The sequence below is a fragment of the Acinetobacter sp. YH12076 genome (assembly GCF_013419525.1).
GTDB classification, from domain to species: Bacteria; Pseudomonadota; Gammaproteobacteria; order Pseudomonadales; family Moraxellaceae; genus Acinetobacter; species Acinetobacter amyesii.
In genome coordinates, this window is sequence record NZ_VOZY01000001.1 from 23,591 (window position 1) to 41,557 (window position 17,967).

Annotated in this window: 15 protein-coding genes and 1 tRNA gene; 5 read left to right on the forward strand and 11 right to left on the reverse strand. The window is 39.9% G+C overall.

Features of this window, described 5'->3' with window-relative positions; genetic code table 11:
• Positions 1-242: 242 nt before the first annotated feature.
• From FTU22_RS00090 to sdhC, 4 genes are read right to left on the reverse strand one after another with little or no spacing between them, the layout of a single operon-like run.
• Positions 243-950, reverse strand: a complete 708-nt coding sequence (locus FTU22_RS00090) for a succinate dehydrogenase iron-sulfur subunit (RefSeq protein ID WP_078189905.1) — start codon at positions 948-950, stop codon at positions 243-245.
• 14 nt (positions 951-964) lie between these two features.
• On the reverse strand, positions 965-2,863 hold the full coding sequence (gene sdhA, locus FTU22_RS00095; RefSeq protein ID WP_078192991.1) for a succinate dehydrogenase flavoprotein subunit: 1,899 nt from the start codon (positions 2,861-2,863) through the stop codon (positions 965-967).
• A gap of 12 nt (positions 2,864-2,875) precedes the next feature.
• The gene (sdhD, locus tag FTU22_RS00100) at positions 2,876-3,241 is read right to left on the reverse strand and encodes a succinate dehydrogenase, hydrophobic membrane anchor protein (protein ID WP_078189907.1); all 366 of its coding nucleotides are present in this window, start codon (positions 3,239-3,241) and stop codon (positions 2,876-2,878) included.
• Positions 3,241-3,639 (reverse strand): succinate dehydrogenase, cytochrome b556 subunit, encoded by a 399-nt coding sequence (gene sdhC / locus FTU22_RS00105; RefSeq protein ID WP_078192993.1) that lies wholly within the window; start codon positions 3,637-3,639, stop codon positions 3,241-3,243. Before sdhC ends, sdhD begins: the two co-directional genes overlap by 1 nt.
• A 1,027-nt stretch (positions 3,640-4,666) precedes the next feature.
• Here sdhC and gltA point away from each other — a divergent pair.
• The gene (gltA, locus tag FTU22_RS00110; protein WP_078189909.1) at positions 4,667-5,944 is read left to right on the forward strand and encodes a citrate synthase; all 1,278 of its coding nucleotides are present in this window, start codon (positions 4,667-4,669) and stop codon (positions 5,942-5,944) included.
• A gap of 333 nt (positions 5,945-6,277) precedes the next feature.
• On the opposite strand, the gene FTU22_RS00115 is transcribed toward gltA, so the two are convergent.
• The 5 genes from FTU22_RS00115 to FTU22_RS00135 all read right to left on the reverse strand — a co-directional run bounded on the left by FTU22_RS00115 (position 6,278) and on the right by FTU22_RS00135 (position 12,917).
• Complete coding sequence (locus FTU22_RS00115) at positions 6,278-7,918, reverse strand: NAD(P)/FAD-dependent oxidoreductase (protein ID WP_180092168.1); 1,641 nt, start codon at positions 7,916-7,918, stop codon at positions 6,278-6,280.
• On the reverse strand, positions 7,915-8,781 hold the full coding sequence (locus FTU22_RS00120) for an SDR family NAD(P)-dependent oxidoreductase (protein WP_180092171.1): 867 nt from the start codon (positions 8,779-8,781) through the stop codon (positions 7,915-7,917). Before FTU22_RS00120 ends, FTU22_RS00115 begins: the two co-directional genes overlap by 4 nt.
• Positions 8,782-8,793: 12 nt before the next feature.
• Positions 8,794-9,750, reverse strand: a complete 957-nt coding sequence (locus FTU22_RS00125) for a metal-dependent hydrolase (protein WP_180092174.1) — start codon at positions 9,748-9,750, stop codon at positions 8,794-8,796.
• A gap of 240 nt (positions 9,751-9,990) precedes the next feature.
• Entirely contained in the window at positions 9,991-11,427 is a 1,437-nt protein-coding gene (locus tag FTU22_RS00130; RefSeq protein ID WP_180092177.1) for a VWA domain-containing protein, read from the reverse strand.
• On the reverse strand, positions 11,415-12,917 hold the full coding sequence (locus tag FTU22_RS00135; RefSeq protein WP_180092180.1) for an AAA family ATPase: 1,503 nt from the start codon (positions 12,915-12,917) through the stop codon (positions 11,415-11,417). The genes FTU22_RS00130 and FTU22_RS00135 overlap by 13 nt, the downstream gene beginning before the upstream one ends.
• A gap of 165 nt (positions 12,918-13,082) precedes the next feature.
• Here FTU22_RS00135 and FTU22_RS00140 point away from each other — a divergent pair, with 165 nt between their 5' ends.
• Both FTU22_RS00140 and FTU22_RS00145 read left to right on the forward strand, forming a co-directional pair.
• Positions 13,083-13,595, forward strand: coding sequence for a hypothetical protein (locus FTU22_RS00140; RefSeq protein WP_180092183.1), 513 nt, complete (start codon positions 13,083-13,085; stop codon positions 13,593-13,595).
• Between the two features lie 375 nt (positions 13,596-13,970).
• Positions 13,971-15,596, forward strand: a complete 1,626-nt coding sequence (locus FTU22_RS00145; RefSeq protein WP_180092185.1) for an NAD+ synthase — start codon at positions 13,971-13,973, stop codon at positions 15,594-15,596.
• Positions 15,597-15,862: 266 nt separating this feature from the next.
• On the opposite strand, the gene FTU22_RS00150 is transcribed toward FTU22_RS00145, so the two are convergent.
• Positions 15,863-15,939, reverse strand: a tRNA-Met gene (locus FTU22_RS00150).
• Between the two features lie 167 nt (positions 15,940-16,106).
• Here FTU22_RS00150 and FTU22_RS00155 point away from each other — a divergent pair.
• Both FTU22_RS00155 and FTU22_RS00160 read left to right on the forward strand, forming a co-directional pair.
• The gene (locus FTU22_RS00155; RefSeq protein WP_218954988.1) at positions 16,107-16,523 is read left to right on the forward strand and encodes a hypothetical protein; all 417 of its coding nucleotides are present in this window, start codon (positions 16,107-16,109) and stop codon (positions 16,521-16,523) included.
• A 294-nt stretch (positions 16,524-16,817) separates the two neighbouring features.
• Positions 16,818-17,258, forward strand: coding sequence for a universal stress protein (locus FTU22_RS00160; protein WP_078193002.1), 441 nt, complete (start codon positions 16,818-16,820; stop codon positions 17,256-17,258).
• 105 nt (positions 17,259-17,363) lie between these two features.
• On the opposite strand, the gene FTU22_RS00165 is transcribed toward FTU22_RS00160, so the two are convergent.
• Positions 17,364-17,681 (reverse strand): MGMT family protein, encoded by a 318-nt coding sequence (locus FTU22_RS00165; RefSeq protein WP_180115395.1) that lies wholly within the window; start codon positions 17,679-17,681, stop codon positions 17,364-17,366.
• Positions 17,682-17,967 lie beyond the last annotated feature (286 nt).

Sequence of the window (17,967 nt, forward strand, 5' to 3'; positions counted from 1 at the left end):
CTATCCTCTCTCTTTTTACTACGTTACATAATAACATCTTCTAATCCTTTTGACAGACTTGAACGAGCGTTTCATCAATAAATAACCATTTATCTATCACTTTATACTTTTAATTCACTGTGTTTCTATGAAATCCATTTATAGCACTCTGCAATGACAGCGAATAACTTTCACTATCATCACTTTTATATATGACAAAAAAAGCGCACCCAATGGTGCGCTTCTTTTTACTGCCAAATCTATTAACCTAGATCTAAAAGCATATTACGGATGTGACCGATTGCTTTAGTTGGGTTAAGACCCTTAGGACATACAGATACACAGTTCATGATACCTTTACAACGGAACAATGAGAATGGGTCGTCAAGACGAGCCAAACGCTCTTGAGTTGCTGTATCACGAGAGTCAATGATGAAGCGATATGCGTTCAACAATGCTGAAGGACCCAAGAACTTGTCTGGGTTCCACCAGAATGATGGACATGAAGTTGAACAACATGCACAAAGAATACATTCGTACAAACCATCTAAATGTTCACGCTCTTCAGGAGACTGCAAACGCTCTTTAGGAGGCGCAGGCTGATTGTTGATTAGGAACGGATGGATTTTATTGTACTGATCGTAGAACTGATTCATATCTACAACCAAATCTTTAATTACTGGAAGACCTGGAAGTGGACGAATTGTGATCACTTCTGGTAAGTCGTTTAGGTTCCAAAGACACGCCAAACCATTTTTACCATTAATGTTTACACCATCAGAACCACAAATACCTTCACGACATGAACGACGGAATGTTAATGATTCGTCTTGAACTTTTAATGCTAGAAGTGCATCAAGCAACATACGATGCTTATCAGTCAACTCTAGTTTAAAAGTTTGCATGTACGGAGCTGCATCCTTATCAGGATCGTAGCGGTAGATATTAAATGTACGAGTACCTCTACTCATCTTACTTCTCCCAATTAGAATGTACGTGGTTTAGGCGGAATAGCATCTACAGATAAAGGCTTGTAACGTACTGGTTTGTACTCAAGACGGTTATCTACAGAGAACCATAAAGTGTGTTTCATCCACTCATCATCACGACGACCGTATGGGTAGTCAGCATGATCAGGTGGTAATTCAAAATCTACCACTGTATGCGCACCACGACATTCTTTACGTGCAGCCGCAGAAATCAGTGTCGCTTTCGCAACTTCATACAGGTTTTCAACTTCTAGAGCTTCAACACGCGCTGTGTTAAATACTTTAGATTTGTCTTTCAAGTGAATGTTACGTACACGTGGTTCGAGCGCAAGAATCTGTTTCACACCCTCTTCAAGAAGTGCAGATGTACGGAATACACCAGCGTGATCTTGAACGATGTCACGGATTGCATCTGCAACTTCTTGAGCATTTTCACCAGAAGTTGATTCATCAAGATGACGAACACGATTCAAAGTTTTTTCAAGAACAGTTGTAGGAAGCGGTGCATATTCATCACCGTGGTGTTTAGTTACATAGTCAACAATATGTTCACCAGCAGCTTTACCAAATACAACCAAGTCAAGCAATGAGTTTGTACCTAGACGGTTAGCACCGTGTACAGATACACATGAACATTCACCAATTGCATAGAAACCTTTCACTGGTTTAGTGAAATCACGGTCACCCGCATTGTGTGAGTACACACCAGTTTCTTTATTGTAGTTCGCAACCAAAGCTTCAGTTTCACGAGATACAGGAACAACCACTTGACCATGAATATTTGTAGGAATACCACCCATTTGGTAATGGATTGTAGGTACTACAGGAATTGGCTCTTTAGTGATGTCAACGTTCGCGAATTTCTTACCAATCTCAAATACAGATGGAAGACGTTTCATGATTGTTTCAGCACCAAGATGCGTCATATCAAGCAAGATGTAGTCTTTCTTAGGACCACAGCCACGACCTTCTTTAATTTCTTGGTCCATTGAACGTGATACGAAGTCACGAGGTGCCAAGTCTTTCAGTGTCGGAGCATAACGTTCCATGAACGGCTCACCAGCATCGTTACGAAGGATCGCACCTTCACCACGACAACCTTCTGTCAACAATACGCCTGCGCCCGCAACACCTGTTGGGTGGAATTGCCAGAATTCCATATCTTGTAATGGAATCCCTGCACGAGCTGCCATACCAAGACCGTCACCAGTGTTGATATAAGCGTTAGTAGATGCACGGTAAACACGACCAGCACCACCAGTAGCGAACAATGTTGCTTTACCTTGGAATACTGCAATTTTACCTGTTTCTTGGTCAATAGCTGTCACACCAAGCACATCACCCTCTTCATTACGGATCAAATCAAGTGCGATCCATTCAACGAAGAATTGAGTACCCATTTTCACGTTGCTTTGATAAAGCGTATGAAGAAGAGCATGACCTGTACGGTCGGCAGCAGCACATGCACGTGGAACTGGTTTTTCACCATAGTTCGCAGCATGACCACCAAACGGACGTTGGTAAATTGTACCGTCAGCATTACGGTCGAATGGCATACCTAGGTGTTCAAGCTCATATACAACTTGAGGCGCTTCACGAGTCATAAACTCAATTGCGTCTTGGTCACCTAACCAGTCAGAACCTTTAACTGTATCGTAGAAGTGGTAGTGCCAGTTATCTTCTTGCATGTTACCAAGAGATGCACCAATACCACCCTGCGCTGCAACAGTGTGTGAACGAGTTGGGAATACTTTAGTCAGTACAGCAACTTTCAAACCAGCTTGAGCAAGTTGGTAAGAAGCACGCATACCTGAACCACCACCACCAACGATGACTGCATCGAAAGTTAGGTGTGGAATATTTGTGTAATCTTCTTTAGGGGTTATAGCGCCCATGATATTTTCCTATCAATTTGCCCAAAAAATCTGGATCGCCCAGATCGCGTATGCAAATACTGCAACAATCACTGCAGAAGTCAGCACTAAACGCAGACCGTTTGCTGAAGGACCCATTTGACGAGTAGTCACATAGTCAGTGAATACTTGCCACATACCAATCCAAGCATGCGCAACAAGAGATAAGACAGACAATAAAGATAAAATCTTCATTGGTGTTGTCATCATAAAGCCATACCATTGCTCAAAAGTGAATCCGCTATTGCAAAGGATCCAGCCCAGTACAACAATAGTATAAACAGCCAATACAACGGCACTTACACGCTGGATAAACCAATCGCGAGAACCTGATCCTGTTAAACCTGTAGCACTTTTCATTAGAGAACAATCCATACAAATGCTGCAACAATACCGATTGCAGACAAGATCAATGAAATAGTAGCTGCGATACGACCACTTTGAAGTTCTTCAGCAACGCCAAGATCTGCAAATAGATGCTTGATACCACCAATAAGGTGATAAATTAAGCCGGCTACAAATACCCATACGACAAAACGCACAATAAAGCTATCAAACACAGCTTGAACTTGCGCAAAACCTTCAGGTGAAGATAAAGATTTGTCTAAAATCCAAAGAAGGACCGGTACGAGTAAAAATACGATAACACCTGATAGACGGTGTAAAATTGATGCAATAGCCACAGGGGATTTTAAGTTTACGTCTAAAACTTGACCCATGGACAAATTGACAGGTCTGTTGCTTTTCACAGCGGGCATCCTGTAAGTAAAAACTCCATCCGGAGTTTGTTGGAATTAATTCGTAGGAAAGCTAGCATAGTCAGACATTACAATATAATAAACTCTGCAGCTGTCTGATCTTATAAACGACAGGGAATTATAAAACGTGAACTTTCAAAACACAAACGAAGACAATTAGGAATTTTGCAAAATATCCTTAAATAAGAATCATTAACAATAACTTTTCTAAAAACAAATACCTTATTTATCTAAGAAAATCATACTATGTTGTTGGTTTTAATCAGTTAAATGTAAATCTCACTTATTGTTTTTGTGTGTATATGGCGATTTAAACTTTTAGACTAAAGATGAACAAATCTAAATCTTTCTTTTCCCACTACATTTTAAAATCTTCCAACACATTCGCCAAGCCATAATCATAAAAATAAATGTGCATCATTTTCTCAAATAATAAAACTCAAAGATCATGAAACGAAATAAGTACTTAGTCTGTGCATAAAAATCTTAGCAACAGCAAATCTGTTTAATAAAACGCCATTTTTTACCTTTCCAATGACAAAAATGCTCATTTATTGATCCTTTAAAGGCGTTTAATTAACTATTTTTTAACCAAACGAACTTTTTTTTAAGTACGATTAAGTCGTTTTAATTATGAATAAGAAAAAAGCAATTTAGAGCCACAGATGTGTGTAAGTTACGAAAATTATAATAATTTAATGAAATAGCGGTCTTGTAATTCATATTTGTTTCAGAGTTTTTAAGAATTAAAAATTGCTTACAATTAAGGCAATAGGCTTTTTTTAATCTGCACCTCCCCTGCAAATTGACTTATTATACTGCGTCGGCACTGTGATTTTACTCATTTTTTAAGCGGATGAATTGTGCTTCATTTCAAGGAATGATCCTCAATTTATATCCATAAGTATAATTGACAAAATTTCAGTTCCCTCTAATCTTAGAGCAAATTTTTGATCTGTCTGATTCTCGCATTAAAAGATTAGTACTGAGTCAGATAAAACATTCACCAGGACAGGAGATCTATTGAATGTCTGAAGCAACTGGCAAAAAAGCCGTTTTACAGCTTGATGGCAAAGAAATTGACTTACCAATTTACAGTGGCACTCTAGGCCCAGATGTAATTGACGTTAAAGATGTGTTGGCCGCAGGTCACTTTACTTTTGATCCTGGTTTTGTCTCAACGGCTGCTTGTGAATCTAAAATCACTTTCATTGACGGCGGTAAAGGTGTTCTTCTACACCGTGGCTACCCAATCGACCAGCTTGCTACTAAAGCAGACTACTTAGAAACTTGCTACCTTCTTTTGAACGGCGAGCTTCCTACTGCTGAACAAAAACAAGAATTCGATGCTAAAGTTCGTAACCACACTATGGTTCACGATCAAGTTGGCCGTTTCTTCAATGGTTTCCGTCGTGACGCTCACCCTATGGCGATCATGTGTGGTGTTGTTGGTGCGCTTTCTGCGTTCTATCACAACGGTTTCGATGTTGAAAACATTGACCACCGCGAAATCACTGCTATTCGCTTAATCGCTAAAGTTCCTACTTTAGCTGCTTGGACTTACAAATACACAGTAGGCCAACCATTCGTTTACCCACGTAACGACTTAAGCTACGCAGAAAACTTCTTGTACATGATGTTTGCTACTCCTGCAGACCGTGATTACAAAGTTGACCCTATTCTTGCTAAAGCAATGGACCGTATCTTCACGCTTCATGCTGACCACGAACAAAACGCGTCTACTTCTACAGTACGTCTTGCTGGTTCTACTGGCGCTAACCCATACGCATGTATCGCTGCGGGTATCGCGGCTCTATGGGGACCTGCTCACGGCGGCGCGAACGAAGCTGTTCTTAAGATGCTTGACGAAATCGGCACTGTAGAAAACGTTGCTCCGTTCATGGAAAAAGTGAAAACTAAAGAAGTTAAACTTATGGGCTTCGGTCACCGAGTTTACAAAAACTTCGATCCACGTGCGAAAGTAATGAAAGAAACTTGTGACGAAGTGTTAACTGCACTTGGTATCAACGATCCACAACTTGCTTTGGCTATGGAACTTGAACGTATTGCGCTTTCTGACGAATACTTCATCAAACGTAACCTATACCCTAACGTAGACTTCTACTCAGGTATCATCCTTAAAGCGATTGGTATCCCAACAGAAATGTTTACTGTTATCTTCGCTCTTGCACGTACTGTTGGTTGGATTAGCCACTGGTTAGAAATGCACAGCGCACCTTACAAAATCGGTCGTCCTCGTCAGCTTTACACTGGCGAAACTCAACGCGATATCCAAGGTCGTTAATTCGAAAGAATTGTGCGAATCTAAAAACCGTCCCTTTGGGGCGGTTTTTTTATGCAGCTAGATTTATTTTGCACTTTAAAAAAGACCCATCTGACTGATTTTCCAACTTAATCATTAGATAAAACGATGCATCACAAACTATAAAGTATGCTGTTTATTGCTGAGTGTATTTTAAATCGCCATTTTCTAGAAAGTCTCACACTGTTTCATCAGATAGCGTCATAAAAAAAGCCTAATTCCACGTAGAAATTAGGCTGTAAACAAAAGGCTTAAATATTGATGATGCTTTATTTTAGCTTATTAAGTTAAGTAACTTTTATTAAGCAACCTTCTCTAAGCAACCGTCTCATAGTCTGTCAAGTCCACCTGTTTTAGACGCTGCTTTAACTGTTTCAGTGACCACGGCCAAGCTGCAAAATTACGTCCATTGGCATCTAAGTAATAGCTCTTACAGCCGCCACTATTAAAGACTGTGGTCTGTAAATGCGTCTGTACTTTTGCATTGTGATAGGCCAATACATTTGGCTTAATTTCAAGCCGTTCTATCTTCTCTTGTTTCATTTTTACCAAAGCATCGACGATATACCCAACCTGTGCTTCTGCAATCCCAATAAATGAGTCATAAACCAAAATATTTGGCCCGAGCACCAAGAAGGCATTAGGTACTTGCGCGATACTGGTACCCAAAAACGCTTCAGGAGAACTGTTTTTCCAAAGTTCTGATAATAACTCCCCTTTGGCATTTTTTACACGTTGCCCAATCGGCGGATGAGAAACTTCAAAACCTGTGCCCCAAATAATGACATCGACTTCATGACGTTCACCATTCGCAGCAATAACAGTATTACCTTCTATTTCAACTAAACCATGTGGTACAAGTTCGACATTGGCTTGCTGCAAAGCAGGATAATAGTTATTGGCAAATAAAAGACGCTTACAACCAATAGAAAAGTTTGGTGTAACTTTTTCACGTAATTCAGCATCTTGAATTTGTGTTTTTAACAACTGACGACCCAAATAATTCACAGGCTCTAAAAGCGAAGGATTACGTAGTCCTAAATTAATACCATTTAATATACCGGCCACACTTTTGCGCCAAGTTTCTTGTACTATTGGAAAGCGGGTAATGATGCCTTTCGCACGGTCATTCAGTGGCAAATCTGCTTTTGGCAATACCCATGGTGCGGTACGTTGAAACACCACCACATTTTTGGCAATAGGTTGAATCTGAGGAATAAACTGAATCGCAGATGCCCCCGTACCAATCACCGCAATACGTTTATCTTTTAAGTCATAGGCATGGTTCCATCGCGCAGAATGGAACATTTCACCTTCAAAGCTTTCAATACCTTTAATTTTTGGAATTTGAGGTTCAGTAATCGGCCCAGTGGAAAAAATTACCGTTCTCGCCGCATACTTACCTTTGCTCGTCTCCAATTGCCATTGCTTTAACTCCTCATTCCATTCCGCTGCAATCAATTCACAGTTGAACTGAATGTTACGATAAAGCCCATGCTGCTCTGCCACATCCTCTAAGTAGTTCAGAATCTCAGGTTGCTTGGCAAATAAATGACTCCATTTATGACTCGGCGCAAATGAAAAAGAATACAACGCCGAAGGAACATCACATCCACAACCTGGATAGGTATTGTCGCGCCATGTTCCTCCCACGCGATTGGCTTTTTCTAAAACCACATAATCTGTATAACCCCGTTCATTCATTTGATGAGCAGCAGCTAAACCTGATATCCCAGCACCAATCACAATGGTATCGTAGACACGCACTTGATTTTCTACGCTTGGTTTTTCTAGGCTAGGCTCTGACTCTGATTGATCTTGTACTGCTTTTTTTGCTTTGGCAGAAGACGTTACAGGACGACGCGCATTAGTTTGCGTTGTTGCCTTTTTAGTTTGAGTTTTCTCTTGATCTAATGCTTTTACATCTTCGTCATGTAATTGTGTCGGCATGTTCATGCTTTTGCTCCCGACTTTTTAATATAGTTGTTAAATAAGGGATAACCCACCCCCAATAAGCGGGTATAGGTTTGCGGGGATAGACGCTTTAACCACCAAAATAATTTGGCATCAGGTTGCGGAATGGTATACAACTTCCCTGCATCTAAATTATTCAATGTCAAATTGACGACATCATGGCTCGTCGTAAATGCATGATTCATCAGCAGTTGATCAGCCAAGCCTGAATATCGATTGGGCAAGCGTCCATTTTTCATGATATTGGTCGGCACCAAAGTTGGGCATAGTACATTCACACGGATATTTGCCGATCTGAGCTCTGCCGATAAAGTTTCAGACAATGCCAACACACTCGACTTCGTCACGTTATATGCTGTCATTTCCGGTGCAGCGGTATATGCCGCAGCAGAAGCAACATTAATAATCGCGCCCCCCTGCTTATTTTGTTTCAGCTTGGGTACAAAATAATGGCAGCCATGCACCACACCCCACAAATTGACATGCATACACCACTGCCAGTCGTCTAAACTCAGTTCATCAAATTTACCACCCAGCCCGACGCCTGCATTGTTGATTACCAAGGTCACAGCATGCCCCATCAACTGCTCAGCTTGCTCTGACAGTGCTTTAACTTCTTCAGCCTTACCTACATCACACTGCACTGCATAAGCATTTGATGAGGTCATGGATTGAATTTGATCCACTGTTTCTTGTGCTGCCTCTAAATGAATATCGGCACAGACCACTGTTCCGCCACGACGAGCCAACTCCAAAGCGAAACTTCGCCCAATACCACTGCCTGCACCTGTGACCACCGCATAGGCGTTTTCACTTGGCTTGTTCTTTTTTCCAAATAGACCCATGGTTTTGTCCTTTTATCGTTTTAATGCTGGGGTAAATTCTTTGACAAAATAAGGTGTTAATACACCATCAACAGGGTTCAGCAAACGCTTTTTGTAATATTCAAGAAATGCAGAAGTGTCATGATCATTTGGGTGAAAACTTGGTCGTAAATAATCAAAAATATGCCTTAGGCTGCTGCCATAAACACCATCTCTTAGACCAAAAATCAGTTGGAAACTGCGCGGAACATCTTTCCAGTAGCTTAGGCTAATCAAATTTGATGGCTTTCTGTAGAAAGGGACAATCGATGCACCAATTGAAATCAAACCCAAAATGGTAATTAATGCAGGGAAAAAGCCTGCAATACGTAAAGCATAATTACCTGATAATTCTTGATAAACATCATAGGCAATGTCTTTGTGTTCAGACTCTTCCAACATATGCCACATCCAAATAGCGCGCTGCTTTTCATCTATTGAATTAAAAAAGATTTCTTCATGATTCATCATGTATTCCGCAAGCACTGCGGTGAAATGCTCAATTGCTGCCATTAAAGATAACTTCATTGGCTGTGGCATACGTTCAAAACCATAGGCAAAGACGTAGTGTTCTAACTTTCTAAAAAATTGCACAGGCAGATTTCTTGCGCGATATGCTTCATTCATTTCTTCATGCATACGTGAATGAATGGCCTCTTGCCCAATCAACGACGTGACACGTTGTCTTAATACAGGATCTTGAATAAAGTCGCGATGATATCGAGCAGTATCAATCACCAAATCTTCGCCACGGGTTAAGAAAATAGACAATGACGCAAAATAGGCACTGGCCAATTCTGCATTCATATAAAATTTTGGATCAATTTTTTCTGGTTCAAAATCAAATTTCATATGACGAATAGGAACAACGGCAGACTGTTTGGTTGGGTCAAAGACAGGGCCTGCAAATACGCGTGCTAACGTTTTTTTTATCGGTTGAAAAGCGCTCATGATTTTGCTCTCAATTTGGGTGTTTCCCCTTCATTGACTTCATGTCGATTGAAGTAAAAACACATAGATTGAGGATCAAATTAAGTGAGATAGATCACTAGGCCATTAGCAAAACCGACCTCTCGATTTGCAAAAATGCTCAAATATTTTCTTTGTCAGACAATCTTTAAAACATCGATGCTGTATGGCTCAAAAGCTTGTCATTAAAGGTCATGGCGTATTTTTTGTGAGGGACGATTATTAGATTTTTTGCACTTCGCCAGTCGCAGATTGATAGACCCATTGATGATCAAACAGGCTGTCATCTAAATGATCCAGTTTAAAATTACCGATAGCCACAGCATAGAATCCATTGCCCTGCTGCTTAAAATGTGTGATCTCTTGCATGAGTTCTTCAGTCAGTTGACCCATAATAAAGTCTGAAATCACTACCACATCGGCATGTACAAAATTCGGTTGTTTCAGCATGTCCACGGCATGATTCATCGCAGGGATAATATCTGTTCCCCCATGAAATGACTGCCCTAAAAAGTGAATGACATCATCCAAAGCACTATTATGTTGTAAATTCAGCGCGGTTAAATTGGTCGAGAAATTTACCAAATACATCGCTCGCTTTTCTTTTAGCGCTCGAATCGATAAATATAGACAAATCGCTTTGGAAATCAGTTCAGGTTGTCCATTCATTGAGCCACTGGTATCTAAGCAGACAATCATCGGGCCTTTTTGTCCGACTCGACGCTGTGTATGGTGTGGGTCTTCGATCACCCGTCCCTGTTGCTGACCTTGTCGATTAAAACTCATCAGGTTAGATTCTAAATATTTCAAATCAAATAAAACCTGCAAGTCTGTATCGGCTAATAGCGCCAACTCGCTAGGTAAAGCCATACTGATTTCTTGTGCCAATTTAATTCCAGTAATTTCCTCTTGCGCCATCGGGGTGTGAATAAGCTGCTGTGGTTCTTGTTCTAACTGAGCAGAAATCCGCTTACGTGGCATATTCGGCTGTGCGCTTCCGATCATTTGACATAGACGTTTAAGCGCCCGATCTTGCTCGAGATAATTCGCCCATTGCTCAAAGTTCTGTACATCGTGCTCTGTTAATTGTCCTTTGGAATAGTCTAGAAAAATCCCAGTTTCAAACCCGACACTGTCATGGTGCTTGACCATTTTCGACAATGTCGCGAGAAAATCTTTGATTTCATCTAAAAAGGCATCTCGTTGTAAACGGAGCTGCTCAAACTCCCAATGCGCAATAGCTTCAGTCAATTTGCGCTGCCATTTGCCTTTGAATAGCTCAATGTGTAATTGACGCTGTTGCTCGGTCAGCAACGACTGTTGGCTCTGTTGCCACATTTTAGTGAATTCTGGAATCCCCAAGGTTTGCATGAAGGCAGCATATTCAGTGTGGAATTGAACAAAATCGCCCTGTTCCCAATGCTTTATCGCAAGCCAATGTTCCAATTGCTGCTGCGCCACTGCATAGGGATGCTGCTGATCTAAACTCGACTTTGCCTGAAAGGCCCATTCCTGAATTTTTTGATCGAGCTTTTTTGCAACTTTATGATCATCCAACCAATGTTTTAAACTGGATTGTTTTAATTCATCATAAAGTTGTGAACTTAATTCATCGAGTGCCGATTGGGTTTGTTGTCGTGTCGGTTTTAATTGCGACATAACTGTTCCAAGCGCTCACAATCTTGCAATTGCAACTGATATCGTGCCAATTGCTGCTCAATAGATTGAATTAAATGTTGAATATCCTGTTCAGTGACAAAGACCGATTTAAACTGATGTTTTTGACTGTTAAAGCGTTCCGTCAACAGATCCAATTCTGTTTGAAACAGTGCTTTAAGCTGTTGAACTTCGTGTAACAGCTCATATTGGCTTTGTGCTGAAAGAGAGCTACGTGGACTACCTTTGGTATGTTTTATATACGGCGTCACCACTTCTTCTAAGCCGTAATAACCACCTTTTAACGTACATACTCTTGAACCATTAAAATTACATACGATGCCACGCACTTCTTCACCAGTATCATCTAAGGCAAAGAAGTCCTTTTTCGTATCCATTTTATCCAGTTCGAGATACAACACTTTATCTTTATAGTGTCGATCTAGATTGGTCACTGCACGTAAGTAGTCAGTGCCATGAATTAAATAACTCTCATAGACATCATCGGTATAATAAAAATGATTGAGCACCCGCTGTTCAAGTGCATCCTTCTCTGCCACATGCTGTTCGAACTGCAACCCATAATTTAAGCCATTTTCAGCCAATACTTCATCTATCTGCTGTGAAACAAAACCAATGTCTTCAGGCTGATTCCATAAACAATGTTTTAAAATTAATAAATCACTCAAAATCACCGATGAACGATCATTTAAAAATGCACAGGCTTTGACTAAATAAGCCACACGTTGCCAACGACGGTCAGAGACATAGACCACGTGATCTTCAAAGTTATGGTTGAGTCGAGTTTTAAGTTGATCAAACAGATTTAAAATCGAAGCGGGTAATTCCACCTGATATATCTGCTCCCGCCAATCTTGTAACTCTGCTTTTGTTATTTTTAAAGTTGCATCGACTTCAACACTGACTTGACTCGGTTTGGCCTGTAATAGTGCATGGAAGTTTTCTGCAATAGCAATCGGCGGCACTTCTAAACGCAAGATAAAACGATCATACAAGGCATCTAGACCTTGATTTGGTTCGGGAATTTCATTCGATGCACTAACCAAAACATTCAATGGAACTTTTTGGACAATGTCACCATTTTTGAAACTCCGCTCATTCACCAAGGTCAGTAAAGTATTTAAAATCGCTGGACTGGCTTTCCAAATTTCATCTAAAAAAGCAAAATCTGCTCGTGGTAAATAATGTTCTGTTTTACGAATATATTGATCTTCTTTTAAAGCTTTGATCGATACCGGTCCAAAAATTTCTTCCGGCGTACTGAAACGATTCATTAAATATTCAAAATAGTCATGGACTTCAAAAGCAGAGGCGATTCGACGTGAAATCAAACTTTTTGCTGTGCCGGGCAAACCATATAAAAAGGTATTCATGCCCGCAACACCAGCCAGCAAACTCAAAGCAATAATCTGCTCACGTTCATACATATTTTTGCTGATTTCAGAAATTAAAGTATTAATCCGTGCTTGCATCTGATTATCTGTTTGACCGAAAACTAAATTGTAACGCCCTAACCGATGTTTCGCTGTAGCAGATGCAAAAATATCGCTTTTTAAATACAGCGCAACAGCGTGATATTGTATTTTCAGGTTATAGTAAAACTACACATCCCTTTGGAACAATAAACACTTTTCATCATGTTGCCTTTCTTTCACACGTTCATCCGACTGTTAAAACTTGAAGGTTTTAAATATCGATCACTCACGGCAGGTGAAATATCCATGTGTCGCAGTGTGTTTGGGGATTTGATTCAATATGAGCAAGTGAAAGTGATGAATCACCCTTTTTTGCCTTGGCAATCGGCGCATGTGGTCATGGCGCCTCAGGGGTATATCCATGCACGAAATTTACTGTTTAAAGCGGACTATGCCAAAGCGTCCTTAGGATATCGCGCCCTGTTTATTCATGAGATGGCCCATGTTTATCAATACCAGCAGCAGATCAATGTTTTGGGTCGTGGCGCTGTTTTACAGATGGCGTATTTCTTCAGTTTTAAAAAATATAATCCATACCGCTATACCCTCAAACCACACAAAGCATTTTTTGACTACAACATTGAGCAACAAGGCGACATTGCTCGTGACATCTATTTAAAGCGAATTAAAAATATTATTTTATATCCAGAACTTGTTCATCACATTGAGCTGTAAAGCTTCCATGCTCTTTGACGAATATTTATGGATAAAATTGAATATCGCCTGATCATTCTATTTCACACTAGTGCTCGGCCATTGACGCTATTTTAAGTACAAAAAAACAGCATTAATATTTACTTTATGGCACATAAGCTCAGCTAGGCTTTTAAAAGCTATGAATACCTCTAGTATCTCGCTTAAATTCAGATAAAATAGGTTCACCTTATTTTTTTGCTTTGCATCAAAACAAGTGAATTATCATACGATGATGGTGTTTTGTTTTCGCCTTTCGGCAGTATTTTTCGTATCTAAATACACTCGCTGAATAATCACAATAATACAAATCAGTGTGTTAAGTGTATTCACCTATAGGAATAGGATTTAGTTGGAATGAATAGTTTTAAAATTGCACTTGCTCAGTTCTCTCCGCATATTGGTAACCTAGAATCAAACGCAGCAAAAATGCTTCAACAAGCCAATGCTGCAAAAGAACAGAACGCAGATATTATTGTTTTTCCTGAACTTTCTACAGTTGGTTATCCTGCTGAAGATTTATTATTACGTCCAAGTTTAAATAAACGTACACAGCAAGCTTTTGAACAATTAGCAAGCATTAAGGACATCGTTTTAGTCTTTGGTTTTGTGAATCAAACTGAAGATGGTCAGCGCTATAACTCTGCTGCTGTCATGAAAAATGGTCAAGTTCTCGGGATTTACAATAAACAAAATCTTCCAAACTATAGCGTTTTTGATGAAAAACGTTATTTCAGTGAAGGTCATCAACACCTTGTCTTTGAATATTTAGGTCATAAGTTTGGTGTGTTGATTTGTGAAGATGTTTGGGCTTTACCAACTGTTCAACAGCTTGCTCAGTTAAATGTTGAAACTGCTTTGGTTTTAAATGCTTCACCTTATGAAGTTGGTAAACCACAGCATCGCATTGAAACCATGGCTGCATTGACCAAACAATTGAACATCAATTTGGTTTACTGTAACCAAGTGGGCGGTCAAGATGACCTTGTCTTTGATGGCACAAGCTTTGTGATGAACAATTCAGGTGAAGTTGCATTGCAAGCACCGAGTTTTGTTGAAGATCTATATATCGCAGAATACGATGCTGAACAAAAAGCCTTTAAACCAGGTGCAATCACGCCTGTATTAAATACCATGGCTGAAATCTACCAAAGCCTTGTAATCGCAACCCGTGACTACGTACAACGTTCAGGCTTCCCTGGCGTGATTTTAGGTCTATCTGGTGGTATTGACTCAGCATTAACTTTAGCGATTGCTGCCGATGCGATTGGCGCAGATAAAGTTCAAGCGGTCATGATGCCATATACTTATACTGCACAAATCAGTGTTGAAGATGCTGCTGAACAAGCCAAGAATATGGGCGTGACTTTTGGTATTGCCGAAATCAATCCAATTGTGAATGGCTTTATGCAAACCTTATTCCCTTTCTTTGGCGCTGCACCGACTGATGCGACTGAAGAAAACCTACAAGCGCGTTCTCGCGGTACATTGTTAATGGCCTTATCGAACAAGTTCGGCAATTTAGTCCTTTCTACGGGGAACAAGTCTGAATTATCTGTTGGTTACTGCACATTGTACGGTGATATGGTCGGTGGCTTTGCGGTTCTTAAAGACGTTTATAAAACGATTGTATTTGAACTTGCAAAATACCGTAACAGCATTTCAGAAACACCGGTGATTCCTGAACGTGTAATTACTCGTCCACCTTCTGCGGAACTTCGCCCAGATCAGAAAGACCAAGACTCATTACCTGAATATGAAGTATTGGATGCCATCTTGTATGCGTATATCGAAGAAGACATGAGCCAAGATGACATCATTGCCAAAGGTTTTAATGCTGAAGTCGTGAAAAAAGTCATCCGTTTGGTTGATCTAAACGAATACAAACGTCGCCAAGGCGCGATTGGTCCACGTATCAGCTCACGTGCATTTAGCCGTGAACGACGCTACCCAATCGTGAATGGTTGGAAACCGGGTATCTAATTATTCGATTCAAATTAAAAAAAGCCCAGTTCTATAACTGGGCTTTTTATAGGCGCAAAAAACACAGCAGTAAATATGAAAAGTAATTGAGATGTGTATTTCAAAAGTTAGGTCATAAAATAATGCAGTTAAAGATTTGAGTTCTCTTTTATTTCCACATAAATATCGTAAATAGATCATTTTATTAGTGCTGTAATTATTTCAATCTATTTGACTTTTTCTAGGCACAAAAAAAGAGACCAAGCTGAGAGCTTGGTCTATAAAAATGGTGGCTATGACGAGACTTGAACTTGTGACCCCCGCATTATGAGTGCGGTGCTCTAACCAACTGAGCTACATAGCCGTAAACTGTGGTGGCATTATCTAGATTTCACACATTATCGTCAAGCATTTTTGTTTGCAATTGTTCAGAGTTTAAACAAGCAAAGTTCAAGATGTTACTATTTAAGCAAATCATGCTATTTTTAGCCCTAATTACTATATTTTTTGATTAAAAATTAGAGTTTTATCATGCAATTCAGTTCGATAAAAAAAACCTGTCTAACCCTCAGCCTTGCCGTCATGACCTTAACGGGCTGCCAAATCGTCTCACCTATTTTTGTTGACTATAATGGTGTGCGACGTGATGTGGCGACTTGGATTAATAAACAGCCTTTATTGAGCATGCAACAAAAGCGCAGCATGGCTCAACTTAGCCGAGCACAGCAGCCTATCATTCGTCTCGACTTCAATGATCAGGAGAAATTAGTCAGTGTTGCTCGCGCCAATGAAGCTGCAATGTATTGTGCCAATCAGCATTTATCAGCACGACAGATTCAACGCCTACAAAAACAGATCTTCCCTGAAGATGCGTTGCATAAATTAAGCTTGCTTGAGCAACAAGCGTTGCATATTACCCTGACAGAGCAAGAAAAACAGTGTGATTGAAACCAAGTCCACTGATGGATGAATTCATCTAGGCTCAATTTTTTCAGGACCAAATTGTCTTACAATCTAGACATAGCTGCTTACATTATTGAGCATTTTTGCTATCGCTAAGCATGGTGAAAACAAGTCCATATTTTTGCAATATTTTTATTGCGAATTTCACAATATCCCTATGAATTTACTTGGTTTTATTCCTAAATAAAAAAGCGTATGATGAAACTATGATCAATGTAAATAGCGCTTTTTTTCAGGTTTTTCCATCCAAATTCAATTGATCAGATAAGGAGAAATAAGATGGCTTTAAATAATATTTTAGTTCCAGTGGACGGTTCAGAAACTTCTTATGCTGCGGTGGCTAAAGCTGTCGAGTTTGCAAAAACTTTTGGCAGTAAAATTACTGTGGTTCAAGTACTGACGCTCGATCCATATATTGCTGCAGAGTATATTTCAGCAACACAAACCAATGATTTAATTGAACGTGCTCGTGCATCGATTTTAAATACACTTGAAGAAGCAAAAGCGAAATTTTCAACTGAAGGTGTCACTGTTGAAACTCGCTTACTTGAAGGTCAAGTGGTGCATACAGAACTGGTTAAAGCTGCAGAAGAAACACATGCGGACTTGATTATCATTGGTTCACATGGCCGTACTGGGATCAAAAAATTCTTCTTGGGCAGCGTAGCTCAAAGCGTACTGGGTGCTTCAGACATTCCTGTTTTGGTTGTACGCAAATAAGCCATTAGATTTATAGCTTAAAAAAGCCTTCTGATCCTAGAGGGCTTTTTATTGACTACTTCATCAATAATAAAATTAAAACGCTAAGTTTAAGGCAAGGATTTTTTAAGGTATCCATTGATATTGTTTCAATGAGATGCGTCCATTCACTACAAAGACATTTTCAGCTGCCAATTTCAATTGCTGAATATTTTCGCCTTTTTCATTACAGCGCTGCGTGCTGATTTTTCCCTGCGCATTGACCACCCGATGCCATGGGATCGTTGATGTTGCATCTAGATGCTTAAGCACATAGCCAACCAGTCGTGCATGCTTCGGTAAACCCGCTAATTTGGCAATTTGTCCGTAAGTGGCAATCTTCGCTTGCGGTATCAATTGAATAACCGACAAAATCTGCGTTGCCAATTCATCACTCTGCTTCACATGAGCTCCTTTGAGTCGCATCAAAAAAGAGAACCCTAAGGTTCTCTTTGATTAATACTTAATTTTTACAGATTAGTACAGTAATTGGTTGTGATCGAGTAAATCTTTCAAGGTCACATCAGTATTTTTCAATGTGAGAAATTCAACTTTATCGACACATTTGGGCTATGACAACCATTTGTATAAATATCGCCCCTTGGTAGAGAGCGCATTTATGCAATTAAAAACATGGCGAGATATCGTATTTTTTATGCAAAAAGACAGCGTCATTTAAAGCAGAACTTCA

Coding starts and splice junctions, on each gene's coding strand:
- gltA (WP_078189909.1), top strand. CDS start 4,667: ATGTCTGAAGCAACTGGCAAAAAAGCCGTTTTACAGCTTGATGGCAAA.
- FTU22_RS00135 (WP_180092180.1), bottom strand. CDS start 12,917: ATGCAAGCACGGATTAATACTTTAATTTCTGAAATCAGCAAAAATATG.
- FTU22_RS00140 (WP_180092183.1), top strand. CDS start 13,083: ATGTTGCCTTTCTTTCACACGTTCATCCGACTGTTAAAACTTGAAGGT.
- sdhA (WP_078192991.1), bottom strand. CDS start 2,863: ATGGGCGCTATAACCCCTAAAGAAGATTACACAAATATTCCACACCTA.
- FTU22_RS00155 (WP_218954988.1), top strand. CDS start 16,107: ATGCAATTCAGTTCGATAAAAAAAACCTGTCTAACCCTCAGCCTTGCC.
- FTU22_RS00125 (WP_180092174.1), bottom strand. CDS start 9,750: ATGAGCGCTTTTCAACCGATAAAAAAAACGTTAGCACGCGTATTTGCA.
- FTU22_RS00120 (WP_180092171.1), bottom strand. CDS start 8,781: ATGGGTCTATTTGGAAAAAAGAACAAGCCAAGTGAAAACGCCTATGCG.
- FTU22_RS00115 (WP_180092168.1), bottom strand. CDS start 7,918: ATGAACATGCCGACACAATTACATGACGAAGATGTAAAAGCATTAGAT.
- sdhD (WP_078189907.1), bottom strand. CDS start 3,241: ATGAAAAGTGCTACAGGTTTAACAGGATCAGGTTCTCGCGATTGGTTT.
- FTU22_RS00160 (WP_078193002.1), top strand. CDS start 16,818: ATGGCTTTAAATAATATTTTAGTTCCAGTGGACGGTTCAGAAACTTCT.
- FTU22_RS00130 (WP_180092177.1), bottom strand. CDS start 11,427: ATGTCGCAATTAAAACCGACACGACAACAAACCCAATCGGCACTCGAT.
- sdhC (WP_078192993.1), bottom strand. CDS start 3,639: ATGCCCGCTGTGAAAAGCAACAGACCTGTCAATTTGTCCATGGGTCAA.
- FTU22_RS00090 (WP_078189905.1), bottom strand. CDS start 950: ATGAGTAGAGGTACTCGTACATTTAATATCTACCGCTACGATCCTGAT.
- FTU22_RS00145 (WP_180092185.1), top strand. CDS start 13,971: ATGAATAGTTTTAAAATTGCACTTGCTCAGTTCTCTCCGCATATTGGT.